This is a genomic window from Dermacoccus sp. MPR-E5 (genome assembly GCF_058809565.1).
In genome coordinates this window covers 175,206-196,499 of sequence record NZ_JBXASS010000004.1, presented here as the reverse complement: position 1 = coordinate 196,499, position 21,294 = coordinate 175,206, and the positions used below count along the sequence as shown (strand labels likewise).

Genomic DNA, 21,294 nt, shown 5'->3' with positions numbered 1-21,294 from the left:
CCTGACCGTGCGATGACGCGTGGCGTTTCCTCGGCGCAATGGGGTCGGCGGCGGGACGGGCCATCCCGTGACCGACGGTGCGCGACAGCGGACGTTGACTCAGTCACAGGCCCGCTGCGCTCGGCATCGCTGGGGTCGCTGCACGGCACCATAGCTGGCGAGGGGCAGCCGATCCGCTGGGGGTTTCTCGCAAAGGTACGGACCAGCCCGGCTTCGACCGGTCAACCCGGCGTGCAACAATCTCCACCATTCGAACATATGTGCGATAATGCGGCATGGGCAGCATCGTGCGGGAGAGCCTCGGGGCGCTCACCTGCCTGCCCGGCGACGAACTCGTCGAGACATGGCAGGCACTGACGCGCGTGGTAGCAGACCGGGCGCTCGCAAGCGGTTCCGCGCTGACGTCCGATGCGGACGACGGCGTGACCCTCGACGACCAGTGCGCAACCCTCGCGGCGACCCGCCGCGACCTCGAGCGAGCGACAGAGGCGGCGCGCAAGGTCACCCGGTTGGCGCAGACCGTCGTCGACCTCACCGCGCATGCTCATCACGACACGGTGCGGGCTCAGGATCATCTTGAGTTCGAACGCTTCGCACGTGCTGACGAGTCGTACTCGCTCGCGCCAGGCGAGTTCGCCCCCGCCCACCTCGCTGCGGTGCTCGGGATGCAGCCCGGCACGGTCGCTGCGATGTCCGATGACGTCGCCGCGCTACGCAGCCGCCACCCGCGGTTGCTCGCGCAGCTGCACACGGTGACGCGCGCATGCCTGCGGTGCGCGCCATCGTGCACGAGGTGCAGCACCTCGAGCCCGAGGTCGCGTCCGGCATCGAGGCCGACCTGACGAAGGCCGGCGCCCACCGCCTCGGAGCCGACGCGGCACGTGCGCGGGCGCTCACCCTGCTCCACCGGCAGGGTCTCGCGAAACCGCGCGACCCTGATGAGACCGCACGTGAACACGCCGTCTGGTTCACTCCGCACCTCGATTTCGACGCGTTGACGCAACTGCACGTCACCCTCGGCACGGGCGACGCGGTGGCGCTCAACGCCGTCATCGAGGAACACGCGCAGTCGTTGCGCGAGAACAGCCCGCCCGGAGCGGCTCCCCCGGCCGGATCGCTGCGCGTCAAGGCGCTTCTCGACCTCGCACTGGAGAACAACCGCGTCAGCACGACACTCCACCTGTGGCTCACCTACCCGGGCTGTCACATCGAAAAGGCCGCGCCGCGCTTCCACGCGGCATAGCGGGCCGCGGGAATCGCGCGCGCGAGGCTTCGCCGCTTCCCGCATCGTGGTGGACGGCCTCGCGAAATCAGCGGCAACGCCCGGCAGGCGATCTTGAGGCTTCTGGGCAGACGGTGGCGACGTCGCCGTTCGGCCTCGAGGTGGGTCGAGCGGAAGCGGCGTGGCAGGGCACACAAGTCGACAAGTCGCTCGGCGGCAACCGCCGTCGTACGCGCCGAGGAAGTCAGTCAGCCAATGCCGGTTGCCGTGATGACGATCGCCGGCAGGCGCCGAATCAGTGAACTGAGCCGAACGAGCGCTTCTCGCCGTCCGACGCGAGGGTCAGCCAGCTGGCCCCCGCCGCGGCCAGCCCCGACGACCGGCAACGAGCGGCGGCGTTCGGCCGCGCCGAAAAGGCACGCGCAGAACGGGCAGTCGACCGCCGCGCGAACTCCCGCTCGCCACACCTCGAAAACCCACGACCCGCCCGATGGGACATCAGGCGGGTCGTCGCGGGTCAGGTCAGCGTCAGCCGAGTCGGTGCCACGCTGCGTCAGCGCGCTTGGCGCGAACGTCAGATGCCTTGGAGCGGGCGCCCGCGGCGGCGCCGACGAGCGTCCCCTTGGGGTCGTTCTTGAGCGAGACAGCCGTCTTCTTCGCCGCGGGCACGCCGCGCTTGAGCGTCGAGCGCACCACGGGCAGGGCCGTCGCGAAAACGGGGAACATCGGCGAGAGCGACTTGTCGTACGTGCCGACGAGCATGTCCTCGTGCTTGGCGAACTGGCGCTTGAAGTCGCTGATGCCGTCATTGAGGAGCCCGTTGAAGTCATAGCGTTCGACGCCCTGCGCCTTGACGTGCGTCATCGCCCAGAACTTGAGGCCGTAGTTGAGGCGCAGCTTCATGCCACGCGGGCTGACGCCGCCGTACAGCTCGAACGCGGTCTTGCCGGAGACCACGAGCCACACGAACGCGACGACCTCGTCGCCCTCCCACGCCGCGATGAGCTGCGAGGCGGGGCCCATGAAGTCGCGGATCTGCTCGTGGTAGAGGTCGGAGTGCACGGCGAAGTTCGCGCGCTTCGCCGTCTCCTTGTTGATCGCGAGCACCTGATCTAGATCGGCCTGCTCGGTGACAAGACCGAACCGGGCGTTCTCGGCCTTGAACGACTTGCGCACGTTCTGACGGGTGGAGCTGCTCAGCTCCTTCATGATCGTGTCCTCGTCACGAGTGACGTCGACGATCAGCGTGTGCGGGATGAGCCCCGTGTTGTCACTGCGCACGTACCCCGCAGCCTCGACTTCGGCGAGCCACCCGGACGTCGGCCGGGCGACGAGGGACGCGATCTCGTCGTCGGACGCGCCCTTCTCGAGCGGCGCGAACGGCGCCTCCCAGTCGGGCTCGATCGTCAGGCCGATCGGGCCGTGCGTGTTCTTGACGTACTGCGCGAGCGCCGCGACGACGCGCGCGCGGTCTGCCTCGGCGGCCTGCGGGCCACGCGGCACGTAGGCGAGCGACTTGAACGGGGCCGGCAGGCGGCGCAGCAACACCTGCGCCGAGCCGACGACGTCGTCACCGTCACGCACGACGACGCGGTCGGCCGACCACTCGTACTGCGACTTCAGCTCGCCCCAACCCCACAACTGCAGCGGGTGGCCGCCGGAGGAGTTGACGAGGGCATTCCACTCGTCGCGGTCGTGGCACGAAGTCACCGAGAGCGTCATGCGCCCAGGTTATCGGCAGGCGCCAACACCCCACAAAGCCCGACGCCCCGGCCGCGACACGTCGCGTCGGCGGCCACGCCTCTCGGGCACTCGCCGGGGACTATCCCACCGAGCGGGCGCCGTCGGCTGCACTCTCGTGCGACGGCAGCCTGATCCCCCCGCCCAGCGCTGCCGGGAGACCAGCTAGCCGCTCCCATTCATTCAGCACGTGTCCGCACACGGCGTCATTGGCAGCACTGAAGCGGCCTGCCGCCGATCGCACCACCCGCGTCATCCCGGGCGGGTCAAGCGGACAATTCGACGCTGTCGCCGACGGGCACGTCGATGACGTCGACGCCGCCGTCGCGGCCGAAGTCGGCGACGTGGTTGAGGAAGATGCCGCGCGCGGCGGGGGCGATGATCTGGTCGTGGATCGGCACGACGTGCTGCGGCGCGACGGCGCGGACGAAGGCAATGGTCTCCTTGACGGCCGACCACGGCGCGGCGAGCGGCACGCACAGAAGATCGATGTTCTCGGGGCGCCCCTCGAGCGAGTCACCGGGATGGAAGACGCGCGGCTCACCCGGCGCGCTCACGACGATGCCTACGTTGCCGACGCGCGGGATGTAGGGGTGGATCTCGGCGTGCGTCGAACCGACGCCCTCGAGCGTGACGCCCGCGACGTCGTACGTCTCGCCGGCCTTCGTCGCGGTGGCCTCGACGCCCTTGTCCGCGAGCAACTGTGCCGTCTGCGGCTCGGCGAACCACACCGCATCAGGGTTCTCGGCCCGCAGGCTGTCGATGGCGTCGGGGTCGAGATGGTCGGCGTGCTGGTGCGTGACGACGATCGCGTCGACGCCCTTGACGTCGTCGAACGAGCTGAACGTGCCGGGGTCGAACAGCACGCGAACGCCGCCGGCGTCGAGTTCGATACAGGAGTGACCGTGATGCGTGAGCTTCATGCCTCAACCGTAGGCCCGCCGCCGCCCCCGCGTCTGCTCGGGACGGTCGCGGCGGGCCGTGTGGCCAGCTGCCGGCCCCACACGACGCCGGGCAGGCATCCGTTCGGGCATTCGGGCGAAGGCCGCCTCGAACAAGAAAGACCCCGCAATTCCGCGGTTGTCGGCGCGTCAGCCTAGGGTGAGTGACGTGGAACTCATCACCGGAAAAACGGCCTACGACCTCACGTACAACGACGTCTTCATGGTGCCGTCGCGCTCGCGCGTCACGAGCCGTCTCGATGTCGACCTCACGACGAACGACGGGGTCGGCACGACGATCCCGCTCGTCGTCGCAAACATGACGGCGATCTCGGGTCGCCGCATGGCCGAGACGGTCGCCCGGCGCGGCGCGGTCGCCGTCCTGCCGCAGGACATTCCGATCGCAGCCGTTCAGGAGACCATCCGGCAAGTGAAGGCGAGCCACCCGACCTACGAGACGCCGGTGACGATCGCGCCGGACGCCCCCGTCAGCGACGTGCTCGCGCTGCTCGGCAAACGCGCACACCGCGTCGCCGTCGTCATCGGCGACGACCGCCGCCCCCTCGGCCTCGTGAGCGAGGCGCACTGCCTCGAGGTCGACCGCTTCAGCGTCATCGCCGACGTCATGACGCGCGACATCACGACCGTGGAATCCGGAGCCGACCTGCACGACACGTTCGACCTGCTCGAGCGTACGCACCGCGACATCGCCGTCGTCGTCGAGGCGGGCGGCGCCCTCGTCGGTGTCCTGACGAAACGCGGCATCCTGCGCTCCACGATCTACTCCCCCGCGCTCGACCCCGACGGCAAGCTGTCGATCGGCGTCGCCATCGGCATCAACGGTGACGTCGAGGGCAAGGCGACGACGATGCTCGAATCGGGTGCCGACGTCCTCGTCGTCGACACCGCCCACGGGCATCAGGAGAAGATGATCGACGCGCTCGGCGTCGTGCGGGCAGCCCGTGACGCTCACGAGACGTCCTCGGGGCGCCGCATCCCCATCGCGGCGGGCAACGTCGTCACTGCCGACGGTGCCCGTGACCTCGTCGAAGCGGGCGCCGATATCGTGAAGGTCGGCGTCGGGCCGGGAGCGATGTGCACGACCCGCATGATGACGGGTGTCGGGCGCCCGCAGTTCAGCGCGGTGCTCGAATGCGCAGCCGCCGCGCGCGAACTCGGCGCTCACGTCTGGGCTGACGGCGGCGTCAAGTATCCGCGTGACGTCGCGCTCGCCCTCGCGGCCGGGGGCGCGAGCGTCATGATCGGGTCGTGGTTCGCTGGCACCTGGGAGTCGCCCGGCGACCTCAACCGCGACGCCGACGGGCGCCTCTACAAGGAGTCGTTCGGCATGGCGTCGGCTCGTGCCGTGCGTGGCCGCACGTCATCGCAGGGTGCGTTCGAGCGTGCACGTTCGGCGCTGTTCGAGGAGGGCATCTCGTCCTCGCGCATGTACCTCGACCCGCAGCGGCCGGGTGTCGAAGACCTCATGGACTCGATCATCGCCGGCGTGCGCAGCTCGTTCACCTACGCGGGCGCAAAGACGATCGACGAGTTCCACGAACGTGCCCGCGTGGGTGTGCAGAGCGCCTCGGGCTACGACGAAGGGCGCCCGCGCCACACGAGTTGGTGACGGCGGAGCCTGCGCAGGCCGGCCTCACCCGGGCCGCATCGAGCACACGATGCGTCACCGGGATGGGGCGGGCTGGTCCGTCTGCGACGGTTCGAGGGTGAACTCGCGCATGCTGCGGATGAACAAGGGCACGACACTCGCGATGAGAAGGAAGCACGCGGCGACGGCAATGACCTGGCGGGCGCCGAACGTCTGGGCAAGGGGTGCGGCGAGCACCGAACCGAGCGGTAGCGCGACGAAGGACATGAGGATGTCCCAGGAATGCACGCGGCCCTGCAGCTCGCCGGGCACAGCCTGCTGAATGGCCGTCTCCCAATGCACGTCGTAGAAGAGCAGACCCGCGTATCCGACGGCGGCGAGCACCGCGATCGGCCACACCGAGTGAAAGACCGCGAAGCTGAAGGCCCACAACGGCATGAGCAGCAGCGGCGCCCACCCGCTGAAGAGCGGACGTCGCAGGTGGATGCGCGACCCGAGAGCTGCGCCGACAAACCCACCGAGCCCCTCGGCGGCGGCGACGATGCCGACGGCGTGGGCGCCACCCGCCTCTCTGGCGACGAGCAAGGGTGCCAGCACGAGGATCGCGCCGTTGCCGATGTGGTAGAAACCGGCCGCGAGCAAGCCGAAGAGCAGCCACGAGCGCGAGCGCACCGCGCGCCACCCGGCGACGAGTTGCTCGCCGAAGCTCTCATCCACTTCGGTGCCCTCGCCCGCTTCCGTGAGCTCGCTCGCCGTCGTGTCGACCTGACCCGCCCAGACGAGCACCGCCCCCAGGGAGACGACGAACGTCGCCGCGTTGACGGCGAAGCCGACTCCCGCGCCGGCGAACCCGACGACGGCTGCCCCGAGCACCGGGCCCAACATGAGCATGAGCTGACGCAGGCTCGTGATGGTCCCGTTCGTGCGCCGACGCGCCCCCGCCGGCACCACGGCGCGCCGCCACGTCATGAACGCAGGCCCGTAGAACGCACCGGCAGCCGCGGTGACGAAGGCGCATCCGACGATGACCGGCGTCGACCATGCGCCGGCCCAGAAGCAGCAGGCGAGGACGAGCCCGCACGCTGCGCGCACCGCGTCCGAGGCGGCCATGACGATGCGTGGCTGCACCCGATCCGCCCAGACCCCACCGAACAACGTGAACACGAGGCGTGCCACCGTCGTCGCGGTGATGGCCGCGGCCATCTGCCCGGCGCTACCGCCCGCCACGACGATCGCCACGGGCAATGCCACCACCTGGAAGGCATCACCCAGCCAGCTGAGCACCTGCCCGGTGAGCACGGCCGTCATGCGTGTCGTCATCGCGCCAGTATCGTCGATGTGGGACGGGCGGTGAAGCAAACGGGGCACCCCTGGGGGTGGGAGCGCCCCGTGCGCTCACCGTGTACTTTTCAGGCCATGAACGAACGTCCTCGCGTCCAGATCCGTCCCGTCGGGGGCCTGCCCGGGTGTCTCGGCATGATCCTGTTCTCGGTCATCGCCTCGATCGTGCTCACGCTGCTGCTCAACATGTGCAGCAGCGCGGCGACGCACTGACGGCCCCACGATCGCGACAGGCAGGAAGGCGCCACTCCTGCCGGATGGCGCCTTCCGGCCTGCTGTTGCGGGCTGGCGCCCGCGATGTTCGGGGGATGAGTCGGCCTATAAGCCGGGTTGTGTTCCGCGCGCCATTGCTGGCATCGCTTCGGCGATCATCCATCTAGGCCCTGCATTGCTGCAGGGCTCGAGCGATCTACCCACATGCTCAGCGGGCCGCTTCGACGCATGCTGTCTGATCTTGCTCCGGGTGGGGTTTACCGAGCCGCCCCAGTCGCCTGGGGCGCTGGTGGTCTCTTGCACCACCGTTTCACCCTTGCCGCGCTCATGAGCGTGGCGGTCTGTTCTCTGTGGCACTTTCCCGCGGGTCGCCCCGGGTGGCTGTTAGCCATCACCCTGCCCTGTGGAGCCCGGACTTTCCTCGGCGAGAGCGAACTCTCGACGCGACCGCCCGGCCGACTCATCCGCGCGCAAGCTTACCTTTGCCTGCGGGTGCCGACGCATCCGACCGGCCCATGACGGGCGACGACCCAGCTGCGTCACATGATGCCGCCCGAGTCGGTCACGCCTGACGCACCCAGCACGATGTGACGCAGCGAGGCGTCAGTACCTCACGCGAGGGCGAACGTCAGCTTCCCCGTCGCGATGTCGGCGCCCGTCAACGTCACCTCACACGCCTCACCGAGCGCAGGGGCCGCAGCGTCACCGACCTTCACCGTCGCGACAACGGCGTGGTCGACGAGCTGGATCGTCGGCTCGCCCTTGCCGTGGCCGTGGTCTCCGTCCTCGACGACGAACGCCGCGAACGTCTCCCCGACGTCGGACGACAGCGCGGCCGCCTCGACGCGGTCGACGCACGCGCGGTCGATCTTGCGCGCCAGCGAGTCGGTGCGCTTCATGATCTCGGGCAGCTCGACGAGCGCCTCGCGCGCCCAAGCCGGTACCTCGCGTCCGTTGGAGACGGCCTCGCAGATGACGAGCCCGAAGCGGTCGACGAGCCGCCGCAGCGGCGCAGTGACGTGCGCGTACGGCGCCGCGACGGCGGCCTGCTCGGTGATCTCGGGCGTCGCGATGGCCGGGTTGTCGCGGTCGAACGGCGTGTACGCGGCACCGCGGAACAGCCCGACGGCCTCGTGGACGAGCGCGAGATGGTGCGGGTCATCACGATCGAGGGAGCGCAGGAACGCGCCGTACGTCTGGTCCTCGGCCCATGCCACGCCTAGCGCTTTCGCCTGCAGGCGGAACCGCGCGACGTCGCGCTCGTCGGCCTTCGGCATAGTGCGCAGGATGCCGATGCCGGCGTCGAGCATCATCCGCGCCGCCACCATGCCCGTCATGAGGGAAATCTGCGCGTTCCAGTCCTCGCTCGGTACGGGTGGGCGGAAGTGCACCTCGTAGTCGCCGGGGCTCGGCTCGCTCACCTCCTGCTCGGGCATCGGCAGCGACGCGCCACCACGCTCGATCTCCAGCTGCGCGCGTAACTCACCGATCTGACGCAGCAGCGCGAAGCGCTCGTCGACGGCGCCGCCCGTCGCGCCCCCGCCATCGACATTCCCCTGCACCTGCGTGTAGTCGAGCCGTTCGACGCTGCGGACCTGCGCGCGGTACAAACTCGCCGACGTCACCTCGCCGCGTGCGTCGAGATGCATGTCCCACACGAACGCCGAGCAGATCTGCCCCTCGAGCAGGCTCGCCGCACCTTCACTGAGTTCCTCGGGGTGCAACGGAATCCGCATGTCGGGCATGTAGATCGTCTGCCCACGACGGCGCGTCTCGGCGTCGAGAGCGCCGCCGGGACGCACGTACAGCGGCACATCCGCGATGGCGTAGCGCACGTGGAAACCGTCGCCGTCACGCTCCAGGTGCATGGCCTGATCGAGGTCCATCGAACCGGCCGGGTCGATCGTGAAGAACGGCACGGACGTTTCGTCGCGCTCCGGTTTCTCGACGTGCGCGAGCGCGTCGAGAGCGTCGGCCACGGCGTCGGCCGGGTAGTCGGTGGCCAGCTCGTTCTCGGCGCGCAGGGCCTCGAACGAGCGCGCGAGCTCGCCGGAGGCGTCGGTGTTCTGCAGCAGGATGCGTGTGCTCGGCATGGCCCGAGCCTACGCGGCGAGCGCCTCGGCATGGCCCGTTCCACACCGGCACGCGACGCGGCTGCCCCCACCGCGCGCGAAAGCGAGCGACTCAGCGCCGGCGGGTGACCGAGCGCCTCGCCCACTACCCTGTGCCGGTGATCATCCTTCTGCCGCCGTCGGAGACCAAGGCGACGCGTGCCCGCGGGCGCGCCATGAACCTCGACTCGCTGAGCAACCCCGAACTGAACGACGCGCGCCGCAATGTCATCAACGCCCTGACGGCGGTGAGCGCTCGCCCCGACGCTGCGTCCGCCCTCGGCGTCTCCCCCAACCTCACCGACGACATCGCCCGCAACACGCGCCTGACGACGGCACCCGCCCTGCCCGCGTCGTCGCTCTACACCGGCGTGCTCTACGACGCGCTCGATCTCGCCTCGCTCACCGGGGCGGACAAGACACGTGCCGGGCGGCGCGTCGTCATCTCCTCCGCCCTCTACGGAGCCGTGCGTCTGCGCGACGCGGTCGCTCCCTACCGGCTGTCGATGGCCGTCAACCTGCCGGGCATCGGCCCGCTCGCGAGCTTCTGGAAGCCACTGCTCGACGCGCCCTTGACCGAGGCCGCCGGGCGCGGCCTCGTCATCGACTGTCGATCATCGACGTACGCCGCGTCGTGGGCGCCATCCGGCGACCTTGCGAAACGCTGGGTGCACATCCGGGTGCCCGGGGCGACTCACATGGCGAAGCACACGCGTGGCCTCGTCACGCGCGCCCTCGTCACCGACCCGCGTGACCCGCGCACGCCGGCAGCCCTCGCCGAGCAGCTCGCCGAGACGTTCGACGTCGCCCTCACCGCGCCCAAGAGCGCGACGAAACCGTGGATCCTCGACGCCACGGCCCGATGACGACTGCCCACACCAGGTGCACGACGCGGTGTTCTCATGCATGAAGCGCTCGACTTGCTCGCCCGGGTGCCGGGCGTTCTCGCGTTTCTTCTGGCGCTGACGATCGTCGCCGAATGCTGCTCCGCCGCAGGCGTCTTCGACGACCTGGCCCGGCGTCTCGTCACTGTGGGGCGCGGTCACGTGCCCGCGACGTGGCTGCTGTTCCTGCTCACCACCGGCGTCGTCACCGCCCTGCTCGGCCTCGACACGACTGCCGTGCTCATGACGAGCGCGGCCGTCGTCGTCGCGCGTCGACTGCGGGCGCCGGTCGCGATGTTCGCCTTCCCGACGCTGTGGCTCGCGAACATGGCCTCGCTGTGGCTGCCCGTCTCCAATCTCACCAACCTGCTGGCGCGCGGGCACCTGGACACCACGAGCAGCCTCGGCTTCCTCGCGCTGGCGTGGCCCGTCGCACTGACGACGACGCTCGTGCCGCTCCTGTGCGCCGCCGTCATCTGGCGCCCCGCATTCCGGCCATTCGACGGGCACGATCGCCCCGGGCGGCAATCACCGTGCACCACGGCGCCCGATGACACATCGGCGTCAGCACCACTGCCGCAGCAAAGATCCGCGCGTCGAAGCGTCGCCGTCATCACCCTGCTCATGTGCGCGGCGATCCTCGTCGTCGAACCGTGGATGACGGCCGGCGTCGCGGCGCTGTGCTGCGTCCTCGCTCTCGCACTGCTCACCCCTGAGCGTCTCCGCGAGATCACCCTGCCGTGGCGCAGCCTGCTCATCACGACGGCCCTGTTCGTCGCCGTCGCGGTGCTGCATGGGTCCGGCGCGCTCGACCCGCTCGTCCGGACGCTCGACGACGCGCCCGCCTGGGCCCTCACGCTCAGTGGCGCGGGCCTCGCCAACGCGACGAACAACCTGCCCGCCTACCTCGCCCTCGAACCCGCCGCCCACGACGCGACGCGTGTGCTCGCCCTGCTCATCGGCGCCAACGTCGCAAGTGGGCTGACGTGGTGGGGGTCGGTGGCGACGCTGCTGTGGCGCGAGCGCCTGCGCCGCGAGGGCGTCACCGTGTCCTGGCGCCGTCACCTGCTGCTCACCGGATCGACGACGTTCATCACGACCGCCGCGGCTCTTGCCGTCCTCGCCCTGACGCGATGAGCTACTGGCCCGTAGCTGCTTGACCTGCTGGCCCCAAAAGCATGACGCATGGCGCCGGCGACCCCCGTCAGCCGAGAGCGACCTGCAGCGCCTGACGGACGTCGTCGACCAGATCACCCGCATCCTCGAGCCCGACCGACAGGCGCAGTGTGCCGTCCGTGATGCCGATCGCGGCCCGCGCGTCGGCACCCATCCGACGATGCGTCGTCGTCGCGGGGTGGGTGATCATCGACTTGGAATCGCCGAGATTGTTGGAGATGTCGACGATGCGCAGCGCGTTCATCAGGGCGAACGCCTCCGCCTTGTCACCGTCGATCTGGAACGTCACGACCGAGCCGCCACCGCTCATCTGACGTTTCGCGAGCTCGTGCTGCGGGTGCGAGACGAGGAACGGATGCACGACACGTGACACCTTCGGATGTGCCTCGAGCACCTCGGCCAGCGTCAGCGCTGTCGCCGCCTGCGCCTCGACGCGTAGCCGCAGCGTCTCCAGGCCCTTGAGCAGCACCCACGCGTTGAACGCCGACATCGTCGGGCCGGTGTGGCGCACGAGGTTCTGCACCGGCCCGTCGATGAACTCGCGCCTGCCGAGGATGGCGCCACCGAGCACGCGTCCCTGCCCGTCGATGTGCTTGGTCGCGGAGTAGACGACGACGTCGGCGCCGTGGTCGAGCGGCCGGCTGAACACAGGCGTGCCGAAGACGTTGTCGACGACGACCTGCGCCCCGGCCGCATGGGCGAGGTCGCTGACGGCGCGCATGTCGACGAGTTCCTGCATCGGGTTGCTCGGCGACTCGAAGAACACCGCCGTCGTCGGCTGCGACAGCGCCTGGCGCCACTGTTCGAGGTCAGGCCCGTCGACGAAGACCGTCTCGACGCCCCAGCGCGGCAGGATCTCGTCGAGGATGACGAAGCACGAGCCGAACAACCCGCGTGAGGCGACGACGCGGTCGCCCGCCCCCAGCAGCGCGGCCAGGGCCGTGAACACCGCCGACATGCCGGACGCCGTCGCCGTGCACGCCTCGGCTCCCTCGAGAGCGGCGAGCCGCTCCTGCAGCATCGCCGTTGTCGGGTTGCCGTATCGGCTGTAGACGAACCGGTCGCTCTCACCCGAGAACGCGGCCTCGGCGGCCTCGGCGGAGTCGTAGACGAACCCCGACGTCAGGTACAGCGCCTCCGCCGTCTCCTCGAAACCGCTGCGCGCGAGGCCGCTGCGCACCGCGAGGGTGTCGGGTCGCCAGTCTTCTTGCCCGCGCTGAATATCCATAACTGCAACTTATGGATCTTCGGCGCCGCTCGCCACACAGGATGGATGATCGTCCGCGCACCGGACGACCCGCCTTGGACGCCGGCGCACGCCCCTTGACGCCTGCATCGGAGGCTCTGAGGCTCTGTCAGCCCCGCAGGTGATGCGTGTCGTTCGTGAACGCGACCTGCGCGTTGCCGTCGCGCCACACCTCGATGCCGGTCAGCGACGCCGGGGCCGCCGCAACGCGCCACGCGCCGTCCATGCTCAGATCGAGCACCTTGGCGAGCACCGACATGATGACGATGCGGTGCGTCACGATGATGACGACACCGCCGCGTTCCACCGCCCGACCGAGGGCTGCAGCGACGCGCTCGTCGAGCTCGTCGCGCGTCTCGCCGCCCGGCGCGCGGTGAGTCGGTTCGTGACGCAGCTTCGACAGTCCCGCCGCGTCCTTGGCGCGGATCTCCTTGAACGACAACCCGTCCCACTCGCCGAAGGCCTGCTCGTCCCAGTCGGCGTCGACCCGCGGCGTCACCCCGAGACGTTCGGCGATCAGCGTGCCTGTCTCGACCCCACGGGCGAGCGACGACGTCACGACGTGCACGTCGCTGTCACCGACGAGCCCGTCGAGCGCGCCCGCGACGCGGCGTGCCTGATCGCGACCCTCGGTGCTGAGCGACGGGTCCGCGCCACCGCGACCGTCGAGCAGCCCCCTCGTCGTGAAGTCGGTGACGCCGTGGCGCACGAGGACGATGCGCGTCGGCCGTCCGAGATCCGCCGGCCCCCTCGGCTTCTCGTCGGGCTCAACGACGACCTCGCCGCCCACTTCGCCCCCACCGTTCGGGTCGCCCGCACCCGCGCCCGCGCTACTGGCGCCGTCCACGTCAGCACCAGCACCGTCAGTGCGCTCGCCACCACCACCCTGCGACGCGCGCTCGACGTCGTCACCCCATGTGTCGCGTCGCACGGTGACGCCGTCCATGCCGTCGTTGGACAGCTTGTCGGCGTCCTTGTTCTTGGCACGCGGGATCCACTCGTACGTGACGGCGCCGCCCGCGCTCGAGATCTCCGCCGCGAGCGCCTGGGCCTCGGCGGCGAGGCGTTTCATGTCCTCATGCTTGATCTTCCAGCGGCCCGACATCTGCTCGACGACGAGCTTCGAGTCCATCCGCACCGTCACGGCAGCGCCCGGGGCATGATCGACGACGGCCCGCAGCCCCTCGATGAGGCCGGTGTACTCGGCGACGTTGTTCGACTCCTTGCCGAGCGGCGCGGCGCGTTCGGCGAGCAGCGCACCGGTGTCCGCGTCGCGCACGAGGCTGCCGTACCCGGCGACGCCGGGGTTGCCGCGCGAACCGCCGTCAGCTTCGACGATGAGACGTCGCGTCATGATGAATCTCCTTCGCCCACAGGCATTTCGGACGACGAACAGCGCCCGGCGCCGTCACCGCGAGGCGACGCGCCGAGCGCTGTACTCTCTGCCCGGTCAGAGGTCGGATTCGGCCGTGCGCACGAGGATGCGTCCGCACTCGTCGCAGTAGACGACCTGGTCGGCGGCGCTCGAGCGAATGCGCTGCAGATCCGAGTGGTTGAGTTCGAGGCCGCAACCGAGGCAGCGACGACCGTGCAGCGCCGCCGCGGCGACACCGCTGCGGGCCCGGATGCCGTCGTATTCCGCGAGCAGGTCGGCGGCGAACGACGGGGCCATGTCGTCGCGCTTGCGCTGCACCTCGGCGCGCTCGGTCTCGAGCTCCTTGGCTGCCTCGCCCATCTCCGCCTTGAGCTGCTTGACCTTGGCCTCGGCCTCGTCAGCGACCGTCGTGAACGCGGTCAGCCGCTCGCGCAGGCCCTCGGCGCGCTCCATGATCTCGAGCTCGGCGTCCTCGAGGACGACCTGACGGCGAGCGAGCGTGTCCGTCTCGTGCTGCAGCGCCTGCAGATCCTTCGCGCTGCCCTCACCCGAGGCGAGGCGCTTCTCGTTGCGGGCCATGCGGTCGCGCACCTGCTGCACGTCGGCCTCGCTGCGCGCGATCTCACGCTCGACGTCCATGACGGCCGTCTGCGCGAGAATCATCTCCTCCGTCGCGGTGTCCGCCTTCTTCGTCAGCTCCGCGAGCTCCTTCGCCTGCGGCAGGTTCGCGAGACGGTGATCGATCTGGTCGAGGCGGGTGTCGAGCTTCTGCAGGTCGAGCAGCCTCCACTGCTGCTGAAGTTCTGCCTTCACTGCATCTCTCCTTCATTGGTGGGCACGAGGAAATTCCAGGGGTCGGTGCACGTCGTCGAGACGTGCACCTCGATGTCGCCGCCGCTCTCGCGCACGGCCTTCACGAGACGCTCGCAGGCGTGCTGCAGCCACAACCATTCGGTAGCCCAGTGTCCGGCGTCGACGAGGAACATCGGCGCCGCCGGGTCGTCCTCCTCGCGCGCCTCGATGGCGGGATGATGACGCAGGTCGGCGGTGACGTAGACGTCCGCCCCCGCGCGTCGTGCCGCGCCGAACTCGCCGTCACCGGCGCCGCCGAGCACCGCGACGCGCTGGACGCTCGCCTCGGCCTCTCCGCTGACGCGCAGGCCGACGGGGGCGGGTGGTAGCGCCGCGGCGAGGCTTTCGCAGAAGGCGCGCAGCGTCATGCTCTGAGGCAGCTCACCGACGCGGCCCAGCGGCTGCCCCTCGCTCTCGACCAGGGGTTCGACGTCCTGCAGGCCGCATGCGGCCGCGAGCGCGTCGTTGACGCCGGGTGTGGCCACGTCGGCGTTCGTATGCGCCGCGTACAGGGCGACGTCGCCGACGACGAGCGCTGTCACCGCGCGCCCCTTGCCTGACGTCGTCGCGACCGACTTGACCCCACGCATGAGCAGCGGGTGATGCGTGACGAGCAGGTCGTAACCGCCGGTGACGGCTTCGTCGATGACGCTCATCGCCGGGTCGACGGCGAACAGGACACGTTCGATCGGCTGCTCCGGGTCGCCGGTGACGAGGCCGACGGCATCCCACGACTGAGCCGTCGACGGCGGGTAGAAGCCGTCGAGGATTCGCGTGACGTCCGCGAGGGTCGTGGTGGAGTTGTTCATGTGGGCCCCGCCGGGATCGAACCGACGACCGACGCGGTGTAAACGCGTTGCTCTACCAGCTGAGCTAGAGGCCCTGAGCGCGCGCCGAGACGGCGCGGATGCAGCTGAATCCTACCCGCCGCGTGGCCACGTCGAGTTCGGCGTCATCGAGGGGCGGCGCCACGACGCCGCGCCGCGTCACAGGTTCTCGGCCACCTCGAGGGCGGGCGAGAAGTCGCGCGCCTCGCCGGGGCCGTTGATGAGCGACCAGAGCACCGTCATCGACGCGTCGATGAGGAAGGTGCCGCGCACGGCGAACCCGCGCTCGTCGTCGAAGACGCCGTAGGCGCGCGCGATCGCGCCGTGCGGCCAGAAGTCGCTGAGCAGTGGGAAGTCGAAGCCCTCGGCGTCCGCCCACGCGCGCTGCGTGAACATCGCATCGCAGCTGATGCCGACGACCTGCATCGCGTCACCGTCGTAGCGGGGCAGGTTGTCGCGGATGTGGCACAGCTCCCCCGTGCAGATGCCGGAGAACGCGAAGGGGTAGAAGACGAGCAGCGTCGGGCGCTCGGCGACGAGGCCGGACAATGTCACGTCCTCACCGAACTGGTTCCTGAGCGTGAAATCGGGCGCCGCAGCACCCACCTCGAGACCGCTCATGTCACTCCCTCTTCGTCTCGTGCGGCGGCCGCGCTCAGCGCTGCTTCGCCGCGCCACCCTGGACGAGCTTCGTGCCGATCCAGTCGTCGCCGACCTTGAAGGTCGAGCTGGCCTTGAGACCGGCGGTCGTCGCAGCTTCCTGCACGTCCGCGGCGTCGATCGCAAGATCCGAGCCGGCCTTCGGCGTCATGAGGAGGACGAACCCCTTGTCCTCCAGCGTGGCGAGCGCGTCGACGACGTCGTCGGTGAGGTCGCCGTCGCCGTCACGGAACCACACGAGGACGGAGTCGACGACGCCGTCGTACGTCTCGTCCTCGATCTCGGAGCCGACGATCTCCTCAATGGCTTCGCGCCACGACTCGTCGACGTCGTCGTCCCAACCGATCTCCATGACGATGTCGTCCGCGGAGAAGCCGATCTTGGCCGCCGGATGTGCCCCTGCGGTCTGGTTCACGTGCTGTGCTCACTTTCTGTTCTGGACGCTGCGACCACGCCGGGTGGATGCAGCCTTGTTCGAAGGGTAGTCCACAAGGTTGTCTCGCGCATTGCAAGAAGGCGCCCTCATGACGACCGTCTCGTGGGCCCGGTCGCCCTGGCCTGATGAGCCTCGAAACCCCTCGTCCCGCCCGCCAAACCGAGTACCCACGAGTAACCCCGTCCCGGTTTCGCGCAGGGTGCTCACGGGGGGCAGGATGGGAGCATGTGGCGCGTGCCAGGTAGCGCCGACGCAGTGGACGAGAGGACGTGACCTAAGTGTCGCTTGAGGAAGCCGGCCCGATCCTGAATGGCATTCCCAGTCAGTTGCCGGACATCGATCCCGACGAGACGCAGGAGTGGCTCGACTCGCTCGACGGCCTCGTCGACGAAGCCGGACGCAACCGTGCCCGCTACGTCATGCTCAAGCTGCTGGAGCGCGCCCGCGAGCAGCAGATCGGCGTGCCGTCGCTGACTGCGACCGACTACATCAACACGATCGGCCCCGAGGCCGAGCCGTGGTTCCCCGGCGATGAGGAGATGGAGCGCAAGTACCGCGCCTGGATCCGCTGGAACGCCGCCGTCATGGTGCACCGCGCGCAACGCCCCGACATCGGCGTGGGCGGCCACATCTCGACGTACGCCTCCGCCGCGACGCTCTACGAGGTCGGCTTCAACCACTTCTTCCGCGGCAAGGACCACCCGGGCGGCGGTGACCAGGTCTTCATCCAGGGCCACGCCTCCCCCGGCATCTACTCGCGCGCCTACCTCGAGGGCCGCCTGACCGAGGAGCAGCTCGACGGCTTCCGTCAGGAGAAGAGCCACTTCATCGACGGTGAGTCCGCCGGCCTGCCGAGCTACCCGCACCCGCGCAACATGCCGGAGTTCTGGGAGTTCCCGACCGTCTCCATGGGCATCGGCCCGATGAACGCCATCTACCAGGCGATGGTCAACCGCTACCTCAACGACCGCGGCCTCAAGGACACGTCCGACCAGCACGTCTGGGCCTTCCTCGGTGACGGCGAGATGGACGAGGTCGAGTCGCGTGGCGCCCTGCAGTGGGCCGCCAACGAGGGCCTCGACAACCTCACGTTCGTCGTCAACTGCAACCTGCAGCGTCTCGACGGCCCCGTGCGCGGCAACGGCAAGATCGTGCAGGAGCTCGAGGCATTCTTCCGCGGCGCCGGCTGGAACGTCATCAAGGTGCTGTGGGGCCGCGGCTGGGATCCTCTGCTCGCCCAGGATCGTGACGGTGCGCTCGTGAACATCATGAACAAGACGCGTGACGGCGACTACCAGACGATCCGCGCCAATGACGGTGCCTACGTCCGCGAGTACTTCTTCGGTCAGGACCCGCGCACGGCGAAGATGGTCGAGAACTGGTCCGACGACGACCTGTGGTGGAAGCTCAAGCGAGGTGGCCACGACTACCGCAAGGTGTACGCCGCCTACAAGGCTGCGATGGAGCACACGGGCCAGCCGACGGTCATCCTCGCGCACACCATCAAGGGCTACAGCCTCGGCACGCACTTCGCGGGCCGCAACGCGACGCACCAGATGAAGAAGATGACGCTCGAGGACCTCAAGCAGTTCCGCGACTCGCTCGACATCCCGATCAGCGACGAGCAGCTCGAGAAGGACCCGTACCGTCCGCCGTACTACCACCCCGGCAACGACGACCCGGCGATCAAGTACCTGCTCGAGCGTCGCGCGAAGCTCGGCGGTGGGCTGCCGTCGCGCAAGGGCCGCAGCTCGCAGCTGCCGTTGCCCGGTGACGAGGCGTACAAGATCGCGAAGAAGGGCTCCGGCAAGCAGGAGGTCGCGACGACGATGGCGTTCGTCCGCATCCTCAAGGAGCTGATGCGCGACAAGGAGTTCGGCAAGCACATCGTGCCGATCATCCCCGACGAGGCGCGCACGTTCGGCATGGACGCGTTCTTCCCGACGGCGAAGATCTACAACCCGCACGGGCAGCACTACCGCTCCGTCGATGCCGAGCTCATGCTCGCGTACAAGGAGAGCCCGCAGGGCCAGCTGTTGCACCTCGGCATCAACGAGGCCGGCTCCGTCGCGGCGTTCACCGCCGTCGGCGCCGCGTACGAGACGAACGACATCCCGATGGTGCCGGTCTACGTCTTCTACTCGATGTTCGGCTTCCAGCGCACTGGTGACTCGATCTGGGCGGCCGCCGACCAGATGGCCAAGGGTTTCCTCATCGGCGCCACCGCGGGCCGTACGACGCTGACGGGTGAGGGTCTGCAGCACGCCGACGGTCACAGCCACGTGCTCGCCGCGACGAACCCCGCCATCCGCTCCTACGACCCGGCCTACGGCTACGAGATCGCGCACATCGTGCAGGACGGCCTGGAGAAGATGTACGGCGAGAACGCCGAGAACGTCATCTACTACCTGACCGTCTACAACGAGCCGATCGTGCAGCCGGCCGAGCCCGAGAACGTCGACGTCGAAGGTATCAAGCGCGGCATCTACAAGCTCAAGGACGGCTCGTTCGACGGCCTCGGCGACGACGCGCGCCGCGTGCAGCTGCTCGCCTCCGGCGTCGGAGTCGCCTGGGCCCTCGAGGCACAGGAACTACTCAAGGAGGACTGGGGCGTCGTCGCCGACGTCTGGTCCGTGACGTCGTGGAACGAATTGCGCCGTGACGGCCTCGAGGCCGACGAGCACAACTTCCTCCACCCCGAGGACGAGCGCCGCGAGCCGTTCATCACGTCGCGCCTCAAGGACGCACCCGGTCCCGTCATCGCGACGAGCGACTCGATGCGCCAGGTGCACGACCAGATCCGCCAGTACGTGCCCGGCGAATTCCACTCGCTGGGCGCCGACGGATTCGGCTTCTCCGACACGCGAGCTGCAGCACGACGCTTCCTCCACATCGACGGCCCGTCGATGGCGGTGCGCGCCCTGCAGTCGCTCGCCGACCGCGGCGAACTCGACCCGTCGATCCCGCGTCAGGCAGCCGAGAAGTACGAGCTGCTCAACGTCAAGGCCGGCACCTCCGGCAACGCCGGCGGAGAAGCCTGACGGGCAATGCGAACAGCGACGGGCAGAACTGGGCGACGGTTCTGCCCGTCGGGCTTCTGCGCCAAATGGTGCGCGGAGAAGCCTGACGATTCCCTCGCGGCGTCTTCCATCGGTCCGGAGTCGCAAGCTCTCCCGGCCCGAGGTGCGACACCGCCACGGGGGCGCGTCCACGTCCCCTGCATCGCACGTTGGCCGTGCGCACTCACCGTCCGTGAGTGCGCACGGCTTCGTGCTTTCCGGGGTCGGTCGGCCGACCGGTGTCGTTGCTACTCGTGGGTTCCCACAAGGCTCGGTTACGGTGACGGGCATGGCGGAACCCAGGGTGCCCTCGCGTGAATCTCTGACGGCGATGCGCCGCGGCGTCGGGGCGATGGCGACGTCGGCCGCGGCGCGCGTCGAAGCCGACCACGCCTGGTTCGCCGCGCTCAGCGCCGAGGATCGCAGCTGGATCGGCGTCATCGCGCACGGCGGCATCACGTCGTTCCTGTCGTGGCTCGAGAACCCGCACGTCGAAGGCGCCGGCGCCATCGACGTGTTCGCCGACGCACCAAGCGAACTGACGCGCAGTATCAGCCTCGAACAGACCCTCGACCTGCTGCGCACCGTCATCGAGATCGTCGAGGACGAAGCACCCGCCCTCGCGCGGGCCGACGAACGCGCGGCCGTGCGCGAAGCTGTCCTGCGCTACTCCCGTGAGGTCGCGTTCGGCGCCGCCCACGTCTACGCGCGCGCCGCGGAATCGCGCGGCGCGTGGGATGCACGCCTCGAGTCGCTCGTCGTCGACGCCGTCGTGCGCGGCGAACCCGACGAGACGCTCGGCTCCCGCGTCAATGCCCTCGGCTGGGCCGAGGTGCGCGGCGTCACCGTCGTCGTCGGCGCGAGCCCTCTCGGCAGCCAGACGAGCGTCGTCGACCCACTACGACGCGCCGCGCGTCATGCCGGGCTCGAGATCCTCGTCTCCGTCGAAGGACGGCGGATGATCGCCGTCGTCGGCGGGCTCGACGCGGCCACCCTCGCGACGCCACGCAGCGGCACATCGTCAGGCAATGCAGCAAGCACGTCGTCTCAGGCCGCCCCGCACGCCGACCCGCTCGCCGCGGCGCGACTGCTCGCCGACCACTTCGGCGACGGCCCCCTCGTGTGCGGGCCCCGCGTGCCGCACCTCTATGCGGCGGGCCGCTCTGCACGGGACGCGCTGCGCGGCTACGACGCCGCGCCGGCGGCCACCTCCTGCCGCCGCCCGGTGCACAGCGACGACCTGCTCGCCGCACGCGCCGTCTCCGGTGACGACAAGGCACGCCGCGCGCTCGCCGCACGGGTGACGGCCGCGCTCCAGCCCGATTCGGTCATGCGCGAGACGGCGCGCGCCTACATCCGTCTCGGCTCGCTGGAGGCCACGGCGCGCGAGTTGTTCGTCCATGCGAACACCGTGCGCTACCGCCTGGGGCGCACCCACGACCTCACCGGTTACGACCTCACCTGCCCCGAGGACGCCTTCGCCATCCGACTGGGCCTCATGTACGCCGACCTCGACGCAGCTCGGTCCCGCCCGCGCACCCGGCCGGACGCCTCCCGCGCCGCACGGGAGCAACCCAGCCAGGTGTGATTGGAGGTTTCCTA

18 protein-coding genes, 1 tRNA gene and 1 other RNA gene are annotated in these 21,294 nt (G+C 69.6%); 8 read left to right on the top strand and 12 right to left on the bottom strand.

Going from position 1 to position 21,294, the window contains the following annotated elements; translation table 11 throughout:
- Window positions 1–275: 275 nt before the first annotated feature.
- A complete protein-coding gene (locus AC1RS9_RS04585; RefSeq protein WP_473956451.1) occupies window positions 276–842 on the top strand; it encodes a hypothetical protein in 567 nt (188 codons plus the stop codon).
- Window positions 794–1,243: a hypothetical protein gene (locus tag AC1RS9_RS04580; RefSeq protein ID WP_473956449.1), complete on the top strand. Its 450-nt coding sequence runs from the start codon at window positions 794–796 to the stop codon at window positions 1,241–1,243. The genes AC1RS9_RS04585 and AC1RS9_RS04580 overlap by 49 nt, the downstream gene beginning before the upstream one ends.
- Window positions 1,244–1,750: 507 nt before the next feature.
- Here the strand turns inward: AC1RS9_RS04580 and AC1RS9_RS04575 are convergent.
- Both AC1RS9_RS04575 and AC1RS9_RS04570 read right to left on the bottom strand, forming a co-directional pair.
- Window positions 1,751–2,944, bottom strand: a complete 1,194-nt coding sequence (locus AC1RS9_RS04575; RefSeq protein ID WP_473956447.1) for a lipid II:glycine glycyltransferase FemX — start codon at window positions 2,942–2,944, stop codon at window positions 1,751–1,753.
- 284 nt (window positions 2,945–3,228) lie between these two features.
- The gene (locus tag AC1RS9_RS04570; RefSeq protein WP_006944258.1) at window positions 3,229–3,885 is read right to left on the bottom strand and encodes an MBL fold metallo-hydrolase; all 657 of its coding nucleotides are present in this window, start codon (window positions 3,883–3,885) and stop codon (window positions 3,229–3,231) included.
- Between the two features lie 187 nt (window positions 3,886–4,072).
- Here AC1RS9_RS04570 and AC1RS9_RS04565 point away from each other — a divergent pair, with 187 nt between their 5' ends.
- Window positions 4,073–5,533 (top strand): GuaB1 family IMP dehydrogenase-related protein, encoded by a 1,461-nt coding sequence (locus AC1RS9_RS04565; RefSeq protein WP_038568609.1) that lies wholly within the window; start codon window positions 4,073–4,075, stop codon window positions 5,531–5,533.
- Window positions 5,534–5,587: 54 nt separating this feature from the next.
- On the opposite strand, the gene AC1RS9_RS04560 is transcribed toward AC1RS9_RS04565, so the two are convergent.
- On the bottom strand, window positions 5,588–6,832 hold the full coding sequence (locus tag AC1RS9_RS04560) for an MFS transporter (protein ID WP_006944282.1): 1,245 nt from the start codon (window positions 6,830–6,832) through the stop codon (window positions 5,588–5,590).
- 96 nt (window positions 6,833–6,928) lie between these two features.
- On the opposite strand from AC1RS9_RS04560, the gene AC1RS9_RS04555 reads away from it, so the two are divergent.
- Entirely contained in the window at window positions 6,929–7,066 is a 138-nt protein-coding gene (locus tag AC1RS9_RS04555; RefSeq protein ID WP_006944181.1) for a hypothetical protein, read from the top strand.
- 92 nt (window positions 7,067–7,158) lie between these two features.
- Here the strand turns inward: AC1RS9_RS04555 and rnpB are convergent.
- Window positions 7,159–7,529, bottom strand: an RNA gene (gene rnpB, locus AC1RS9_RS04550) — RNase P RNA component class A.
- A gap of 148 nt (window positions 7,530–7,677) precedes the next feature.
- Window positions 7,678–9,159, bottom strand: coding sequence for an RNB domain-containing ribonuclease (locus AC1RS9_RS04545; RefSeq protein WP_006944174.1), 1,482 nt, complete (start codon window positions 9,157–9,159; stop codon window positions 7,678–7,680).
- 137 nt (window positions 9,160–9,296) lie between these two features.
- On the opposite strand from AC1RS9_RS04545, the gene AC1RS9_RS04540 reads away from it, so the two are divergent.
- Window positions 9,297–10,043: a YaaA family protein gene (locus tag AC1RS9_RS04540; protein ID WP_040014418.1), complete on the top strand. Its 747-nt coding sequence runs from the start codon at window positions 9,297–9,299 to the stop codon at window positions 10,041–10,043.
- Between the two features lie 36 nt (window positions 10,044–10,079).
- Window positions 10,080–11,198, top strand: a complete 1,119-nt coding sequence (locus AC1RS9_RS04535) for an ArsB/NhaD family transporter (protein WP_492920625.1) — start codon at window positions 10,080–10,082, stop codon at window positions 11,196–11,198.
- A gap of 67 nt (window positions 11,199–11,265) precedes the next feature.
- On the opposite strand, the gene AC1RS9_RS04530 is transcribed toward AC1RS9_RS04535, so the two are convergent.
- The 7 genes from AC1RS9_RS04530 to AC1RS9_RS04500 all read right to left on the bottom strand — a co-directional run bounded on the left by AC1RS9_RS04530 (window position 11,266) and on the right by AC1RS9_RS04500 (window position 16,612).
- Window positions 11,266–12,465, bottom strand: a complete 1,200-nt coding sequence (locus AC1RS9_RS04530) for an O-succinylhomoserine sulfhydrylase (protein ID WP_006944272.1) — start codon at window positions 12,463–12,465, stop codon at window positions 11,266–11,268.
- 127 nt (window positions 12,466–12,592) lie between these two features.
- On the bottom strand, window positions 12,593–13,837 hold the full coding sequence (locus AC1RS9_RS04525) for a bifunctional RNase H/acid phosphatase (RefSeq protein ID WP_006944214.1): 1,245 nt from the start codon (window positions 13,835–13,837) through the stop codon (window positions 12,593–12,595).
- Between the two features lie 96 nt (window positions 13,838–13,933).
- Window positions 13,934–14,671, bottom strand: coding sequence for a zinc ribbon domain-containing protein (locus AC1RS9_RS04520; RefSeq protein ID WP_006944179.1), 738 nt, complete (start codon window positions 14,669–14,671; stop codon window positions 13,934–13,936).
- Window positions 14,668–15,519 carry a Nif3-like dinuclear metal center hexameric protein gene (locus AC1RS9_RS04515; RefSeq protein ID WP_115296096.1) on the bottom strand — a complete coding sequence of 284 codons (852 nt, stop codon included), beginning with the start codon at window positions 15,517–15,519 and terminating at the stop codon, window positions 14,668–14,670. Before AC1RS9_RS04515 ends, AC1RS9_RS04520 begins: the two co-directional genes overlap by 4 nt.
- A 1-nt stretch (window position 15,520) precedes the next feature.
- Window positions 15,521–15,593, bottom strand: a tRNA-Val gene (locus AC1RS9_RS04510).
- A 103-nt stretch (window positions 15,594–15,696) separates the two neighbouring features.
- Complete coding sequence (locus AC1RS9_RS04505) at window positions 15,697–16,158, bottom strand: peroxiredoxin (protein ID WP_038568635.1); 462 nt, start codon at window positions 16,156–16,158, stop codon at window positions 15,697–15,699.
- 34 nt (window positions 16,159–16,192) lie between these two features.
- The gene (locus AC1RS9_RS04500) at window positions 16,193–16,612 is read right to left on the bottom strand and encodes a DUF3052 domain-containing protein (RefSeq protein WP_006944308.1); all 420 of its coding nucleotides are present in this window, start codon (window positions 16,610–16,612) and stop codon (window positions 16,193–16,195) included.
- A 299-nt stretch (window positions 16,613–16,911) separates the two neighbouring features.
- Here AC1RS9_RS04500 and aceE point away from each other — a divergent pair, with 299 nt between their 5' ends.
- Both aceE and AC1RS9_RS04490 read left to right on the top strand, forming a co-directional pair.
- Window positions 16,912–19,674 carry a pyruvate dehydrogenase (acetyl-transferring), homodimeric type gene (aceE, locus tag AC1RS9_RS04495; protein WP_115296095.1) on the top strand — a complete coding sequence of 921 codons (2,763 nt, stop codon included), beginning with the start codon at window positions 16,912–16,914 and terminating at the stop codon, window positions 19,672–19,674.
- A gap of 307 nt (window positions 19,675–19,981) precedes the next feature.
- Window positions 19,982–21,280: a PucR family transcriptional regulator gene (locus AC1RS9_RS04490; protein ID WP_074040720.1), complete on the top strand. Its 1,299-nt coding sequence runs from the start codon at window positions 19,982–19,984 to the stop codon at window positions 21,278–21,280.
- Window positions 21,281–21,294: the final 14 nt, after the last annotated feature.

What these genes read in the sequence shown, in the direction of transcription:
- AC1RS9_RS04530 (WP_006944272.1), bottom strand. Translation starts at nt 12,465, where the DNA reads ATGGATATTCAGCGCGGGCAAGAAGACTGGCGACCCGACACCCTCGCG.
- AC1RS9_RS04515 (WP_115296096.1), bottom strand. Translation starts at nt 15,519, where the DNA reads ATGAACAACTCCACCACGACCCTCGCGGACGTCACGCGAATCCTCGAC.
- AC1RS9_RS04505 (WP_038568635.1), bottom strand. Translation starts at nt 16,158, where the DNA reads ATGAGCGGTCTCGAGGTGGGTGCTGCGGCGCCCGATTTCACGCTCAGG.
- AC1RS9_RS04555 (WP_006944181.1), top strand. Translation starts at nt 6,929, where the DNA reads ATGAACGAACGTCCTCGCGTCCAGATCCGTCCCGTCGGGGGCCTGCCC.
- AC1RS9_RS04490 (WP_074040720.1), top strand. Translation starts at nt 19,982, where the DNA reads ATGGCGGAACCCAGGGTGCCCTCGCGTGAATCTCTGACGGCGATGCGC.
- AC1RS9_RS04545 (WP_006944174.1), bottom strand. Translation starts at nt 9,159, where the DNA reads ATGCCGAGCACACGCATCCTGCTGCAGAACACCGACGCCTCCGGCGAG.
- AC1RS9_RS04575 (WP_473956447.1), bottom strand. Translation starts at nt 2,944, where the DNA reads ATGACGCTCTCGGTGACTTCGTGCCACGACCGCGACGAGTGGAATGCC.
- AC1RS9_RS04560 (WP_006944282.1), bottom strand. Translation starts at nt 6,832, where the DNA reads ATGACGACACGCATGACGGCCGTGCTCACCGGGCAGGTGCTCAGCTGG.
- AC1RS9_RS04535 (WP_492920625.1), top strand. Translation starts at nt 10,080, where the DNA reads ATGCATGAAGCGCTCGACTTGCTCGCCCGGGTGCCGGGCGTTCTCGCG.
- AC1RS9_RS04525 (WP_006944214.1), bottom strand. Translation starts at nt 13,837, where the DNA reads ATGACGCGACGTCTCATCGTCGAAGCTGACGGCGGTTCGCGCGGCAAC.
- AC1RS9_RS04585 (WP_473956451.1), top strand. Translation starts at nt 276, where the DNA reads ATGGGCAGCATCGTGCGGGAGAGCCTCGGGGCGCTCACCTGCCTGCCC.
- AC1RS9_RS04570 (WP_006944258.1), bottom strand. Translation starts at nt 3,885, where the DNA reads ATGAAGCTCACGCATCACGGTCACTCCTGTATCGAACTCGACGCCGGC.